General features: G+C 31.8%; 14 protein-coding genes. 5 read left to right on the plus strand and 9 right to left on the minus strand.

Going from position 1 to position 14,603, the window contains the following annotated elements:
• Positions 1-355: 355 nt before the first annotated feature.
• The 4 genes from GFV01_RS08975 to GFV01_RS08990 all read right to left on the minus strand — a co-directional run bounded on the left by GFV01_RS08975 (position 356) and on the right by GFV01_RS08990 (position 4,618).
• The gene (locus GFV01_RS08975; protein ID WP_160566685.1) at positions 356-1,675 is read right to left on the minus strand and encodes an alpha/beta hydrolase; all 1,320 of its coding nucleotides are present in this window, start codon (positions 1,673-1,675) and stop codon (positions 356-358) included.
• A gap of 233 nt (positions 1,676-1,908) precedes the next feature.
• Positions 1,909-2,979, minus strand: a complete 1,071-nt coding sequence (locus GFV01_RS08980; RefSeq protein WP_160566688.1) for an endonuclease — start codon at positions 2,977-2,979, stop codon at positions 1,909-1,911.
• Positions 2,980-3,281: 302 nt separating this feature from the next.
• Positions 3,282-4,391: a CapA family protein gene (locus GFV01_RS08985; protein ID WP_160566691.1), complete on the minus strand. Its 1,110-nt coding sequence runs from the start codon at positions 4,389-4,391 to the stop codon at positions 3,282-3,284.
• Positions 4,392-4,435: 44 nt separating this feature from the next.
• Positions 4,436-4,618: a hypothetical protein gene (locus GFV01_RS08990; protein WP_160557414.1), complete on the minus strand. Its 183-nt coding sequence runs from the start codon at positions 4,616-4,618 to the stop codon at positions 4,436-4,438.
• Between the two features lie 47 nt (positions 4,619-4,665).
• Between GFV01_RS08990 and GFV01_RS08995 the strand changes: the two genes are divergently transcribed.
• Positions 4,666-5,484 carry a DUF6427 family protein gene (locus tag GFV01_RS08995; RefSeq protein WP_160566694.1) on the plus strand — a complete coding sequence of 273 codons (819 nt, stop codon included), beginning with the start codon at positions 4,666-4,668 and terminating at the stop codon, positions 5,482-5,484.
• A gap of 138 nt (positions 5,485-5,622) precedes the next feature.
• Here GFV01_RS08995 and GFV01_RS09000 read toward each other — a convergent pair whose 3' ends face one another.
• Positions 5,623-5,973, minus strand: a complete 351-nt coding sequence (locus GFV01_RS09000) for a helix-turn-helix domain-containing protein (RefSeq protein ID WP_160566697.1) — start codon at positions 5,971-5,973, stop codon at positions 5,623-5,625.
• Between the two features lie 159 nt (positions 5,974-6,132).
• Between GFV01_RS09000 and GFV01_RS09005 the strand changes: the two genes are divergently transcribed.
• The 4 genes from GFV01_RS09005 (at position 6,133) to GFV01_RS09020 (ending at position 12,362) form a co-directional block, all read left to right on the plus strand.
• Complete coding sequence (locus GFV01_RS09005) at positions 6,133-6,660, plus strand: NAD(P)H-dependent oxidoreductase (RefSeq protein ID WP_160566700.1); 528 nt, start codon at positions 6,133-6,135, stop codon at positions 6,658-6,660.
• Positions 6,661-6,874: 214 nt separating this feature from the next.
• Positions 6,875-9,460, plus strand: a complete 2,586-nt coding sequence (mutS, locus tag GFV01_RS09010) for a DNA mismatch repair protein MutS (protein WP_160566703.1) — start codon at positions 6,875-6,877, stop codon at positions 9,458-9,460.
• Between the two features lie 250 nt (positions 9,461-9,710).
• Positions 9,711-11,282, plus strand: a complete 1,572-nt coding sequence (locus GFV01_RS09015; RefSeq protein WP_160566707.1) for an FGGY-family carbohydrate kinase — start codon at positions 9,711-9,713, stop codon at positions 11,280-11,282.
• A 33-nt stretch (positions 11,283-11,315) separates the two neighbouring features.
• Entirely contained in the window at positions 11,316-12,362 is a 1,047-nt protein-coding gene (locus tag GFV01_RS09020) for a glycerol-3-phosphate dehydrogenase (protein WP_160566710.1), read from the plus strand.
• 153 nt (positions 12,363-12,515) lie between these two features.
• Here GFV01_RS09020 and GFV01_RS09025 read toward each other — a convergent pair whose 3' ends face one another.
• From GFV01_RS09025 to GFV01_RS09035, 4 genes are all read right to left on the minus strand, one after another.
• Positions 12,516-13,382, minus strand: coding sequence for a hypothetical protein (locus GFV01_RS09025; protein WP_160566713.1), 867 nt, complete (start codon positions 13,380-13,382; stop codon positions 12,516-12,518).
• A 108-nt stretch (positions 13,383-13,490) separates the two neighbouring features.
• On the minus strand, positions 13,491-13,622 hold the full coding sequence (locus tag GFV01_RS10215; protein WP_255448972.1) for a hypothetical protein: 132 nt from the start codon (positions 13,620-13,622) through the stop codon (positions 13,491-13,493).
• A gap of 247 nt (positions 13,623-13,869) precedes the next feature.
• Positions 13,870-14,118 carry a hypothetical protein gene (locus GFV01_RS09030; RefSeq protein ID WP_160566718.1) on the minus strand — a complete coding sequence of 83 codons (249 nt, stop codon included), beginning with the start codon at positions 14,116-14,118 and terminating at the stop codon, positions 13,870-13,872.
• A 165-nt stretch (positions 14,119-14,283) separates the two neighbouring features.
• A partial coding sequence (locus GFV01_RS09035; RefSeq protein WP_160566721.1) for a hypothetical protein occupies positions 14,284-14,603 on the minus strand: 320 nt, incomplete at its 5' end.

Genomic DNA, 14,603 nt, shown 5'->3' on the forward strand with positions numbered 1-14,603 from the left:
TAGATATATTTTTTTCCCTAAAATATATACATAATTTTTTTTATATATCTAATTACTATTAAAACAAAACATTTATTTACAATTAGAGAATTTTTAAAAATACTAATATCATTCCTTATATATTCAGAAAAATGCAATGCAATTATCGTTAATAGTTAACCTATCCATTTTATATAGCCCTATATGACAGCTTATTCAAAAAAAGTTTATTTTATTCTTAATTTTCAAAAAGATTTTCTATTAAGTTACATTTAATAATTAACTATAATTTGAAACTAGGGGAGCATTATAAAAAAGCTCTATAAAAAAACAGGCCTCGTTTAAGGCCTGTTTTTTTTATATTAATATATAAATGCTATTTGTATAGCAAGGTATAAAATGTAGCTTTGGTATAATAAGGAATCATACCAATAATATGATCACCTACAGTAGATATAAAGGTAACATTTCCTCCCGATTGATTCTGTTGTTTTGAAAAATCATATGCATTTTGATAATAGACAGAAATGTCTGAAGTTCCGTGAGTCATAATAAATCTACATTTATTTTTCCACGGCTTAACACTGTTTTCATAAAGAATATCATTCATATATGAAATACTCGGATCTGTATCGAGATTTTTAATAAATTTTTCGGTATATATATCCTTTGGTCTGTTTGAAAAATATAGATTTACAATTAATTCATAATGAGTTCCATCAAACCAAGAAAGAGATTTAGAAGCATAAGGCTCTTTTAAAAAATCATTGATATTTATATACGGATATGCATTTTTTTTGTATCCCCATACACCATATGTTAGAAAAAAATGATGCTGGGTTTTTTCAGCACTTCTAACTAAATCTGTAATTTGCTTTAAATTACAAGGCGTTCCTCCTGTTAATAATAGGCTAACGGATTGGCCATGTGAAGGGTTAGTTTCTATCTCCCGAGCTAAAGATGAAGCTACAAAACCACCTAAAGAATATCCGCTGATTATTAAATCTTTTTTAAATCTATATCCTTTTTTAGTTAAAGTTCTTTGCGCTGATTTTAGAAGATCTAATGTTGAATTAACCATTGCTTTAGAATCTAAATAGGGATGTTGACATTGTTTATATGAATCTCCAAATCCGGGATAATCCGGGAAGAAAACAATAAATCCATTTAATGCTTGAAGGGTCCAAAATGCCAAATAATTAAAATGCAAATCGTTATCCATCCACTTAAATCCTTGAAAAACATTAGATGGCGCCATTTTATTATAAGTATAAGTGGGTGGCGGAGCAACAATTATGCGGTGTTTAAAAATGGAATTAAAAATGGTTTTTGCCGGTAATAACAATACTCCTGACACATCAATAGTTCCTCCTAATCGATTGGGATGAGCGGTTTTAGTTTTTACTTTTAATACTTGAACTTCGAGTGGTGATTTTTGTGTTTTAGAAGGTTCATTTATCTTTAAATCAGAAACATGGATCCTTGATTTGATTAAATTTTCCCTTATTTCTAATAAGGTATTGTAATCTAAAGTACCTAAATCTTCATATTCGCCAGATCCCCAAGATAAAGATTTAGATAATGTTTGATCTGAGTCTACTGATTCATCAAGGCTATCCTCATTTGTACACGATTGTAGGGTTAATAGTAAACCCAATAGAGAATAAATAATAAGTCTAAAGGTAAATTTTTTCATGATTTTAATCTATTAAATTTATTTTATTAAACAAATTTAATAGATTAAATTATATAATATACTCATAAAATAATGAATATTTAAAATAGTAAAAGGATTTTTTTTAGACTGATATAACATTATATAACATAATAATAAATATCATAAAAGAAAAAAGCCCTAAAGAATTCTTAGGGCTTTAATAAATATAGCTACTATTAATATATCAATCGTAAATTATTTAAAATTTAGTATCAAGGTTTTTTTATAATTTTAAAAGATTGTTCACCTTTTTTAGTTACTAACTTAATATAGTAGATTCCCACTTGGTTAGGAATCGGTATTTGAGTATCATCAAAATTTACAATATAATTTATTAAATTTCCTGAAATGTTATAAATATATATTGCTTTAATATCTCGGCCTTTAACATATACAAAATTTTCAGAAGTAACGGTTGGGTAAACCTTGTATTCTTCAGATTTAATTACTTCATCCATTAACAAACACCCCCAAGTATTTAAGGCTCTGGGCCCACCCCATATGAGAGTTGCAATGTAAGGGTTATCAATAAATGGATTTCTATTTCCTTGAATGTTGTAAATAACTTCATTTCTAAGTTTTTCAAAAAGGGTTGGATCTTTTTCAGCATTCCACTTCAAATATAAATCGGGCATTTCAACGCTGTAAGTATACGTGCTTTCTGCTGTATTTTTTGCTTCGCATTGACCGGGATATCTAACATGCATATACATTATAATTCTTGCTACAGATCCCTTCCATTCATCCCCCGGATAAAATCCTGTGGATGAAACATTACCGGAATTACCGGTGCCTTCTGCAAAATTGCGATTACTTCGACGGATATTATATTGTTGATCTACAGCTCGTAAGTTATGTGCATCAGTACCGGGACCTCTAGACGAGGTAACCAATTTGGGATTAGCCAATGATTTGGCAAAAACATGCTCTCGAGTCCAAAGTCCTTTACAAGAAGATTTGTGACAAGAGGAATCAACACTTCTTATTCGGTTATGCATTACATCTTGCGGATCGTCATTATAGCCATAAATTAATAAAACAGTATTTTGATCCGAATTTTCAGGATCTATATCCGACAATTTTAAGGTCTTCCAAACATCCGGATTTTTAGTGCTGCTGTAATACAACCAGGTAGTATGAGTAGCTGTAACTAAAGATGAGATATCTGATTTTAATTCCTCTCCGTCTTTTGAAAAATCAATAGAATCGTAATAATTAGGAATTTGAGCAACTAGCATTACATGGGCTATTGCCCATAATAAAAGGATAAAATTTTTCTTCATAAAAGTATACTTAGTGAGACTGGTATAAAAATAAAAATATTGGTTGAGATAAAAAAATAAATATGTCGTTCTTATTCAACTTTACTTGTTACATTCAATCTGACTACGTTTTTTATGAAGATCATTGTCCATAAAACCCGGCAAACCACTATCTTTCAAATAAATAAATGTAATTAAAAAATTTTGCCGGTATTAAAATTACCTTGATTATTAAAATTTAATAATTAAAAATATTTTTTAAAGAATAATCAAATAAGATAGCTGATTGTACCTTATAATATATCGCAAAAAATATAATTAAATTATCGCTTATTAATCTTAATTTCACCTGATGGAGAGAAAACAAAATGATTATTAGGAAAGTCTGTATAGGTTAAATATTTAATATAATTATACGCTTTGTGATTAGTATCGATTTCAGGTCCTTTTTTTGATCCTTTACTTTGAATGACGGATATAACACGACAAGAAATAAAATTACCTTTAGTATCTGTTTTAATTTTCAAAATAGGAGCATTGCCATTGGGTCCAGTTAACGTAATCTTTCCATACGTGGCAAAATTACCTAAACTGTAAGCAATAAATTTATTATTATAGAGCTCAACGGCCCGGGCAACATGGGGTCCGCTTCCTAAAATAAGATCTGCTCCTGCATCAATGCAAACATGGGCAAATTCTACGACATTGCCTCGATTTTCCCCGGCATAAAATTCATTTTTAAAAGGTATATGCTGATAAGAAGCCCCCTCTCCTCCTCCATGAAACATAACAATAACTATATCAGCTTTAGGTCGTACTTCTTTAATGACTCTTTTAATATCTTCGTAATGAACCGAACTTATTAAGCCCTGACTGTGTCCGGCTCCTATAAAAGCATATCGTATTCCATTTTTTTCTTTAATAGCATATTCACAATGATTCAATACACCGGCATATTGAATACCTAAATTCTTTAAATTTTTTTCGGTTGCATTTCTTCCAAAAGTACCAAAATCATTACTGTGATTATTTGCTATGCTTAAAAAATCAAACCCGGCTTCCTTTAAATAGTTTCCATACGCAAATGGAGATCTGAACACAAAACAAAAATTCGGATCGGAACATTTTTTTGGTTTTCCTCCGGAATCAAATAGAGTACCTTCTAAGTTACCGACGATTAAATCTGTTTTTTCTTTAAGTACAGGAACTATTCCTTCTAATATATTGACACCCGGCAAGAAAGAGGCTGAAGGATAGTTACTTCCTAACATAATATCTCCCACTGCAGTAATGGTAACAGTATCGGAATTAGCGGATAGGAGATCTTTGGATTCAGTGACAGGATAAGATTTTTTTTCTGATTCTTTGACCTTATTTTTCTTACAGGCAACCGTAATCACCAAAAAGGTCAAGATAATTGAAAAAAATCTCATAAGAGCTTCTAAATGGTTACGATACTAGTTTTTAAAGACAAAAATTATAAATGATCTCCATCATATTTATGGTCTTTCTGTGTAAAACCAATAATTCTTTTACACCAATACAAAAGAAATAAACAAAGAATAGCCACATACAACCAATCAACAAAATGTCCAATGACAGGTAAAATTTTGTAAGACCATGTAAATAATTTGCCGATACCTAGTATTAATTCTGTCATGATTTAATAGGTTTTTATTTATATTTTTGTAACAAATATATAAAAAAATGTACTCGAACTCTCCTTCTATCAAATATTTTTTCCCCATTTTTGGCCTGTGGATCATTTTTTTAGGAGTCTTTATTTATTATCTTAATTTACAGGTTACATCTATTTTAAAATTGTGGGAGATAGTTGTTGTTAGTTCATTGTCATATATTTTAAATACCCTCACAATTTTATATTCAAAATTTAAGAAAAAAAGGAAAATTTGGGCGTTAGCCATTTATAATCTTTTATTTATTCCTTCTTGTGAAGAATTTATAAATTTACCTATAGGTCTGTCTTACTTACTTCTTTCTATGGCGCTTTTATTATTGTTAGATATTTTCAGCAAATCTTCTCATTTGAAATATTTTAACATTGGGATGTTCGCTTCTATAGCAAGCTTATTATATTTTCCAACCATTTCAATAGTTTTTTTATTTTTATTCATGACTATTGTATATTATAAGGAAAAAATAAACATATCCCAGTATATAGCAGGTGTATTGGTAACCGTTATACTTACTCTTGAAATAACATTTATTACCGATTCTTTTTCATATATTACTAATTGGATAAATCAATTAACCATTCCAACATTTCATTTTGAATATCAAATCCCTATTTTATTAATACTTCTTGTTGTATTAATTTTAGGATGGATCAGTCAATATTCAAATAAAAATATTTCTGAAGATTTAAAGATTTCTTCGCAACATACTATTTTAGTTTTTTATCTTTTGTTCTGGATTTTAATTTATGCTTTCTTCATGGGAGATAATTATGCCTTGTTGATATTCGTTAGCCTTCCGGTGAGCCTGATCACATCAAGATGTATTTAATATCGATTCCATTTTAATAAAAACCATACGGAATGTAACAATAAATTCAAGAAGCATTTACTTTTATATTAATTTAAAAAAAATTGAAAGTTAATTTGATTAAGATTATTTAGACTACAGCCATTTCAATAAAATAAATTAGCTTTGTTTTATTTCAAATAAATTGGCATATAAATTCCCCCAATCTTCAATTTGCTCAAGAAGAGGAATGATAGTAATCCCTAATTCAGTTAAGGAATATTCAGCCCGTAAAGGAACTTCCGGATATATGGTTTTTGATATCAATCCATCCATTTCCAATTCTTTTAGTTGTTGCTGTAATACGCGTTTATTAATATTTGTTATCTTTTTATTTAGGTCCCTAGGTCGTGAAATACCTTTGTTTATCAATTCTATAATACACAATTTCCATTTTGAACCTATGACTTTTAATGCCACATTAATCCCGCAATTTATATCAATAGGTATTTTACGTTTGTATGAAGACATATGAACTATTTTTTTCGAAAATACAAATTAAAAACTTTACAAATCCATAGAGATAAAATTATCACTATACGATAAAATTAACAGTTATAGTATATTCATATGAAGGTTTGTAATTTTGTATCAAATAAAAATGAATTACTAACTAAATCTTTAAAAAAAATGAAAACATTAATACTTGTAGCCCATCCTCAAATTGAAAATTCAATCATAAATAAACGATGGATCGAAGAACTTATGAAATATCCCGATACTATTTATGTTCATCAGATTTATAAAGAATATCCCGATGAAAATATTGATGTTGAAAAAGAGCAGAAATTAGTTGAAAAATATGATAATTTAATACTTCAATTTCCGATGTATTGGTTTAATTGTACCCCACTCCTGAAAAAATGGATGGATAAGGTTTTAATATACGGATGGGCATATGGATCTAAAGGTAATAAATTAAAAGAGAAAAAAATATCTATAGCCGTTTCAATAGGTTTAAATGAAGACAAATTTTCTAAGTTTTGGGATTCTGAAACCAATATAATTGACCAAATATTATCTCCTTTTAAAGCTGCATTTACATATACAAAATCAGATTTTCGTCCTTGTTTTAAATTTTTTGGTACTAATGAAGCTACCCATGAACAAATCGAAGAAAAGGCTATAGAATATATTGATTTTATACAATCTCTATAATTAAAAACTTAACTATTTAACTAACTTTCTTAATATTATTTTTTAATACATTTTTATTAAATTTTAGGATAGGAAATACAATTTCACAATTAAAAAGAGTAGATCCTATCAAAAAATGAAATACGTAAACCCATTGAGCATTTTTAAAAACCATTAATAAGTACTAATTTAGCAAATTCATGTAAATTAATACCTACTATAATCTTCGAAAGCAATGGGTAAAACAAAAGAAACTCCTTTGATGAAGCAATACAACAGTATAAAAGCCCGATATCCGGATGCTATGTTGCTATTTCGAGTTGGAGATTTTTATGAAACATTTGGTGAAGATGCGGTTAAAGCTTCCAAAATTTTAGGAATTGTACTTACAAAAAAAGCAAACGGCCAAGCAAGTCATATTGAGTTGGCCGGTTTTCCTCATCATTCAATAGATGTTTATCTACCCAAATTAGTACGTTCGGGTCTTAGAGTTGCTATTTGTGATCAATTAGAAGATCCCTCCATGGCAAAAGGTATTGTAAAACGTGGAGTTACGGAATTGGTTACCCCGGGAGTAACTTTTAATGATAAGGTTTTAGAAGCAAAAAGTAATAACTTTTTATTATCCGTTCATCAGGAAAAAAATTTATACGGAATGGCTTTATTGGATATTTCCACCGGAGAATTCCTGATTTCTGAAGGAGATGAACACAAACTTCGACATCTTATCGATAATTTTAAGCCGACCGAAATAATCCATCAACGAAGACATCCTTTACCCTTTGATCATCAAGCCTATTCATTTCAATTAGAAGATTGGGCATTTCAATATGATTATTCGTACGATAAACTAACTTCACATTTTAAAACCAATTCTTTAAAAGGTTTTGGTATAGAATCAATGAAACTGGCGATCACTGCAGCAGGTGCGGTTTTTGCTTATTTAGTTGAAGATACTCATCATAAATTATTGGACCATATAACCAATATTCAGCGATTATCACAAGATACCTTTGTCTGGATGGACGATTTTACCATCAAAAATTTAGAATTAATCCATACAACTGAATCTCAATCGGTTTCCCTGTTAAAAATATTAGATAAAACCCATACCAATATGGGAGGGAGAATGTTACGCCGATGGATTCTCACTCCTTTAAAAGAAATATCCGTAATTCAGAGGAGGTTGGAAGTAGTAGATTTCTTCTTAGAATTTTCCGAAATTGCTTATGAGATCCGAGAATTGCTTAAAGGGATATCCGATGTAGAAAGACTTCTAGGCAAATTAGCCGGTGAACGTATATCACCTAAAGAATTAGGATATTTAAAAGATTCTTTGATTAATTACTTAAAAATCGAAAAAATCTTAAAAGAAAAAAATCATCCGACCTTTACTAATTTTGGAGAATTTAAAAATTTAGAAGAGGTTGTATCCTTATTGCAAGAGCAATTAAATGATGAGTTACCGGTTATTTTGTCAAAAGGAAACGTAATAAAAGAAGGAATTTCCGAAGAATTGGATGTATTGCGTAATTTAAAAAATCATGGCAAAGAATATTTAGACAATTTATGCATTAGAGAATCTGAAAAAACCGGTATTCCCAGCCTAAAAATTGATTTTAATAATGTGTTCGGCTATTATTTGGAAGTTAGGAACACCCATAAAGATAAAGTTCCTACCGATTGGATCAGAAAACAAACATTGGTTAATGCCGAAAGATATATTACAGAAGAATTAAAAGAATACGAAAGCCAAATTTTAGGCGCTGAAGAAAAAATAGGAATATTGGAATCTGAACTTTTCAAAAGTCTTTGTTTACAAATCAAAAACAGTCTTACGGATATCCAGCATAATACTTCCAAAATTGCGACCATCGATACCTTACTTTCTTTTGCGGAAACAGCGCAAGAAAACTCTTACACACATCCTAAATTAACCGATTCCAAAGTCATCGACATAAAAGACGGAAGACATCCCGTCATTGAAAAACAATTGCCTTTAGGAGAATCCTATGTAGCGAATTCGGTCTATATGGATGACGAAAAGCAGCAAATACTCATGATTACAGGCCCTAACATGGCAGGAAAATCCGCATTGCTCAGACAAACGGCATTGATTGTTCTCATGGCTCAAATTGGAAGCTATGTTCCTGCCAAGGAGGCAACGCTGGGAATTGTGGATAAAATATTTACTCGCGTAGGAGCTTCTGATAATTTATCAAAAGGGGAATCAACCTTCATGGTTGAAATGAATGAAACGGCGAGTATTCTAAATAATATTTCAGATCGCAGCTTAATATTGCTTGACGAAATAGGCCGAGGAACCAGCACATACGATGGCGTTTCCATAGCCTGGGCAATTGCAGAATATCTTCATGAACATCCCACACATCCTAAAACGCTTTTTGCTACACATTATCACGAACTTAACGAAATGACGGAGTCATTTCCAAGAATTAAAAATTTCAATGTGAGCATCAAAGAGGTCAATGGAACGATAGTGTTCCTTAGAAAATTAATTCCGGGAGGAAGTGAGCACAGTTTCGGTATACATGTAGCTAAACTGGCAGGAATGCCCGAAATAGTAACTCAACGTGCCGAGCAAATTTTAAAAACTTTGGAAAATAACAGTTCTAAAAAAGAGCGGAAAGAAAATGCAAAAACATCTACCGATGAAAATATGCAATTAAGCTTTTTTCAACTGGACGATCCAATTTTAGAAAATATTCGTGAAGAAATAGTAAAAACTGACATCAATGCGTTGACTCCTTTAGAAGCTTTAATGAAATTAAACCATATAAAGAAAATGATTGGCGGCTGATTGTTCATTTTTTAATAATATATTAAGATTTTCAACCTATTTTTTTTATATTTTTTACTGTATAAAATCATGCATATGGGTCATAATTTTAAAAAATTCTTTTCTTAGAACGACTTACTTTCGATTTGCATTTTAAACTATTGAATATTATAAAAAAAGTTTCGTTTAACTCTTGCTTACTTTCGATTTAGTAAATATATTTGTTTGATTGACTTTCAATTAAACTAAAACCACAAAAAAATTATAAACTATGGACACAAAAAAAGCAAAAGACGGTCCTTTAGTAATTGCCATTGACTCCTCAACCACTTCCTCCAAAGCAATTATTGTTGATGAAAACGGACACGTTTGGCAAACTGCAAAAAGAAATATACAACTTCATACTCCTGCCATGGATTTTTATGAACATAATCCGATTCGATGGTGGGAAACAACCAAAGAATGTGTAGGAGAAGTACTGTCAAAACTATCTTCTAAAGACAGAGAACGAATTTCGGCTATTGGAATTACTCATCAACGAGAAAGCTTTGCTCCTTTTGATGAAAACGGAATGCCTCTACGTAACGGAATTCTTTGGCTGGACGGTCGCGCAACGAAACAAATTAGAGCCTATGGCTCTTATCATATCCATGACCTCTCAGGTAAGCCGCCCGGTGTAACTCCCGGTATCTATAAAATTGCTTGGTTAAAAGAAAATGAACCCGAAGTGCTGAAAAAAGCGTTTAAAGTTGTTGAAGTACACGGTTATATCACTTGGAACCTTACCGGTAAATGGATATCTTCAGTAGCAGCAACAGATTCTTTAGGATTATTGGACATCCGTAAATTTGATTACAGCGATGAACATTTACAAATAGCCGGAGTAACCCGCGAACAAATGGCCGATTTAGTTCCTCCCGGAGAAATTATGGAAGAATTAAAACCAGAATTGGCAGCAGAATGGAAACTATCTAAGCCAATACCTGTAATTGCAGGTTTGGGAGATGGTCAGGCAGCAGGAATAGGTGCAGCTGCCGTATCTCCTGATATTGCCTTTCTAAATTTAGGAACAGCTGTAAATGCGGGAGTTGAAAGCTCTGATTACAGGTGCGATCCCGTATTCAGGACTCATGTTTCAGGAATTAAAGGAAATTTTGTTTTCGAAATTTTACAGTCTTCAGGGTCATATTTGGCGGGATGGTTCCGACAATCCTTAGGAGATCCTAAATTATTGGGAGAACCGGATCCAAAGTTGGATCACGAAGCTTCTCATATTCCCCCGGGATGTGAAGGACTCGTAACCTTGCCTTACTGGAATGCCGTACAAAGTCCCTATTGGGATTCTGTAGCAAGAGGTGCAGTGGTAGGCTGGAGAGGAACTCATTCCAAAGCGCATATGTATCGATCAATTTTAGAATCCATCGGCTTTGAGATGAAATTTAATTTAGAATCCATTGAAAAAGGAACCGGTGTTAAATTAAAATCGGTTCGGGCTATGGGAGGGGGAACTCGTTCTCAGTTGTGGCGTCAAATAATGGCCGATTCCCTGGGATTACCCATTACCATTTGTTCTGAAGATGAAATTTCCGCCTTAGGAGCCTCCGTTGTTGCCATGGCAGGAATAGGCGCACATGGATCCAACAACGTAGCTCATGCTGCTAAACACATGGCACATTTTGGAGAAACTATTGAACCGGATGTAACGCAATCAGAAAGATATAGAGAAGTCGCCGAGATACAGCATAAACTATATCCGCAACTAAAAAATATTTTTGAACAACTTTATGAGTTGTCGGAAAAATACCCTTCAACAAAGCCGGAATCACCAAAATCAGAATTATAAAAACTAAAATCACAAATCGTAAAATAAATAAAAATGGCAATAATCACCATATTAGGCGCCGGAGCCATGGGCTCCGGTTTATGTACACCGGTAAGTAAAGCCGGTTGGGAAGTTAGATTATGGGGCACCTGGCTCGACGATCATTTATTGGATGCCTGTGAAGCAGGTAAACCTCATCCAAGAACACAAATACCTTTAGCAAAAGGAGTTAAACTATTTCGTTCCAATGATTTACATAACGCTTTGGAAGGAGCAGATGTCGTGGTGATGTCGGTTGCCTCAGTAGGAGTTCCTAAAGTTACTGAAATGGCATTAGAAGGAATATCCAAAACAAAAGCACTTTGGTTGACCTCTAAAGGATTTTGTCCCGATGAAAAAGGAAAAATCCAACTTCTTCCCGAAGCTATTCGCACCCTAGCTAAACAAAAAGGAATACAAATCCCTCCTGTCGTTGCAATTGCCGGACCGGTAAAAGCCAACGAGTGTGCAGACGGTAAACCCACAGCTACCATTTTCGGATGCAAGGATATTGAAGTTTCACGAAAATATGCCAGAGAAGCAAGAACAGAGGTTTACTGCATTGAAGCGACCGATGATGAAATTGGAGTAGAAATCTGTGCGCCCATGAAAAATGTGTACGCCATAGCTCTGGGAATTGCTGACGGACTGGAAGAAGGTACCGGATTTCCTCATCATAATTTAAAAGCTGCTACTTTCAGTCGTGCTATAAAAGAGATGTCTTTATTGGGTCAAGCTTTGGGTGCTCGTATGGAAACAGCCTTCGGACTTCCCGGAGTGGGTGACCTGGAAGTTACCGGATTATCGGGAAGAAATAAAGTATATGGGGTACGTATAGGAAGAGGTGAACACGCAAAAGATGCTCTGAAAGAAATGGATCGTTTGGAACAAACGGTGGAAGGAGTACCGGCAGCGGGTCTTGCGGCTAAATTAGTCGAGCAATCGGCTCCTCAACTTAAAGAAGAACTGACTTTGTTGAAAGCTGTTAATGAAATTTTAGCCGGAACTAGTCGACCTGTAGTCAATGTGCTATCAGAAGCTGTACTTCCTAAAAAGCCTTAAAGTTAATCTTTGAAAATTTCAATATACTTGTACTATTTAGTCAAAAAAGTTCCTGGTAATTCAGGAACTTTCTGTTTGCTATTCATTTTGATTTTTAATTATAGTTTTTAAGTTGTATTAATTGTATAGGTTTATTAATTCATCAATTCTTTTTTATAAATTTAAAAATGATCGTTGACTTCTTGCGGGATTTTTTTCCATTCTGATACTGTGAAATTTTATATCGATTTTTTCTGAATAGGTAATTTCTTTATCCACCGTGTAGATATTTATTGAGGCCGTTTTGGAAAGTAATTTACCACTGTCTTTTTCCCAATGGGCCGTCACTTTGCATTGGGATTTTATGTTTTCCTTAGTTATATAGTCTCGGGTATATTTTTTTATGTCTAATAAGTAATTAATATTTTCGATAAATTTATCCTCTAGTTGTTTCGGACATCCATCATAACTACTAAAAATTTCATTTCCTTTTATTTCATTATGGACCGCTCCCAAAAAATACACAGTTCCTATCTTATGCAGACTCCAACGTAAGCTTTTCTCATTTTGATTTTCTGATACACCAAAAAAATACAGTCTCCAAAAAGCTTCTTCTTGTATTTTTTGTTTCAGTTTCTCTTCTGTTTCTATTGCTTGTTTATATTGGTCTCTTAGCTGTCTTGCTACCCCTTCTTGATAGTTAGTATTTAGTAAAGCACCTGATTTTTTTAGCCACTTTTCTTTCCAAAGATTATAAGATACTATTTGTACATAATTTTCATATTTATTTACCTCAACTGTTAACGGATACATTGCCAATTCTAAATTACATACCATATCAGTATTGGGATCATGGGAAGGTTGAGAACTTATTTTAAGATTTTCTTTAGTAAACATTCTTTGAAGTCTCTTTCCATTGGTAATATAACTTATAGCCATATCATAATTGATCTTGCTTTGCTTGTGTTGAGATCGTTCTTTTATATCCAATGTATGTTCTACTTTATATAGGCGCGTGTTTTTCGGATTATTTATCTGCATTTGTAGTTAGTTTTTCAGTGCATTAAAATACAATTTTTATTTTATCTTTTTGTTTGATTCATTCTAAATTATTACTGAATAATTCTTTTATGGCTCTTCTTATTGTTTTTACTTGTCTAATTTAATACAAGAAACTTTCTGTCCCTTTTCATCAAAAGGTCCGTCAAGTTTTACCACGCGCAAAGGCGGTGGAGGGTTATAATTATTTAGATATTCAACTTCTCCCTGCTCTCCTATCATTTCTACTTTTTTGGAAGAATATAAGATCAAATTAACATGGGTTGCCTCTAAATATAAGAGATTCTTTTGCTCGTCTTATACTCTCTCCCCCTATTTTGCGTACAATATTTCCTCCTTGCATAATCCTTAAGTATTAATGAATTAGAATTATTTTAACTATAATGAATATAACTTTTATTTTCAAGTAAAATTTATTTTAACTCTAGCAATCTCTTACACTGATGAAATTTGTATTCATAAACGCATATTATTTTTTCTTTGTTTTTTTATATAAAATGAAAAATATTCCAATACAAATAAGATCTCCAATTAAGTAAATTATACCTAACCCAAATAAAGCACCTACCATAGCTGAATCATCTCCCGGGATAGTTTTTTCCGGATGAAAATAATCATACCAATTAAAGCCAATTAATATAATAGATGCTAAACTTGTATATAAGATTGCAATAATTAAAATTATTTTAGCTATCTGTATAACTATTTTTTTATTCATGTAAAACTTCTTTTGGTTATAAAAGGTTTATAACCTCTAAAATGTTGTAAAATAAACCAAGCAATAAAATATTATAATCATATTTTTCAATGTCCGGATAATCTAAACAAAATGATCAAACATTTCAAATATTAATTATTCATGAGGTTTCATACTAATTATTACCTATATAATTTCAACCTCAAACCATTCTCCTTTATCATGATAAGTGATCACTACTTTTTTTTCTTTATCTTTATTATACAATTCATATATATAAGTGTCTATTTCTTTTTTTTCTTTATCCTGTTCTGCGAAATCTAACAGATTTTGTAAAATATTTAAGTTTAGAGTTTCAAAATTATAATATAAGGAAAGAGTTTTAGAATTAATTTTACTTGCTTCTTCTTCATAATCAGAGGCAGATACTTTTATTACAGGAGGCTCATATGGTTTTACTTCTTTTCCTTGTTCATTTTGAAATTGGATTGGAATATTTTTAAGAA

Source organism: Apibacter sp. B2912 (genome assembly GCF_009827835.1).
Classification (GTDB): domain Bacteria; phylum Bacteroidota; class Bacteroidia; order Flavobacteriales; family Weeksellaceae; genus Apibacter.

Bases quoted from the DNA above. Each gene is read 5' to 3' on its own strand.
- GFV01_RS08995 (WP_160566694.1), top strand. From the start codon at position 4,666: ATGTACTCGAACTCTCCTTCTATCAAATATTTTTTCCCCATTTTTGGC.
- GFV01_RS09030 (WP_160566718.1), bottom strand. From the start codon at position 14,118: ATGAATAAAAAAATAGTTATACAGATAGCTAAAATAATTTTAATTATT.
- GFV01_RS09005 (WP_160566700.1), top strand. From the start codon at position 6,133: ATGAAAACATTAATACTTGTAGCCCATCCTCAAATTGAAAATTCAATC.
- mutS (WP_160566703.1), top strand. From the start codon at position 6,875: ATGGGTAAAACAAAAGAAACTCCTTTGATGAAGCAATACAACAGTATA.
- GFV01_RS09025 (WP_160566713.1), bottom strand. From the start codon at position 13,382: ATGCAGATAAATAATCCGAAAAACACGCGCCTATATAAAGTAGAACAT.
- GFV01_RS09015 (WP_160566707.1), top strand. From the start codon at position 9,711: ATGGACACAAAAAAAGCAAAAGACGGTCCTTTAGTAATTGCCATTGAC.
- GFV01_RS08975 (WP_160566685.1), bottom strand. From the start codon at position 1,675: ATGAAAAAATTTACCTTTAGACTTATTATTTATTCTCTATTGGGTTTA.
- GFV01_RS09020 (WP_160566710.1), top strand. From the start codon at position 11,316: ATGGCAATAATCACCATATTAGGCGCCGGAGCCATGGGCTCCGGTTTA.
- GFV01_RS08980 (WP_160566688.1), bottom strand. From the start codon at position 2,979: ATGAAGAAAAATTTTATCCTTTTATTATGGGCAATAGCCCATGTAATG.
- GFV01_RS08990 (WP_160557414.1), bottom strand. From the start codon at position 4,618: ATGACAGAATTAATACTAGGTATCGGCAAATTATTTACATGGTCTTAC.
- GFV01_RS08985 (WP_160566691.1), bottom strand. From the start codon at position 4,391: ATGAGATTTTTTTCAATTATCTTGACCTTTTTGGTGATTACGGTTGCC.
- GFV01_RS10215 (WP_255448972.1), bottom strand. From the start codon at position 13,622: ATGATAGGAGAGCAGGGAGAAGTTGAATATCTAAATAATTATAACCCT.
- GFV01_RS09000 (WP_160566697.1), bottom strand. From the start codon at position 5,973: ATGTCTTCATACAAACGTAAAATACCTATTGATATAAATTGCGGGATT.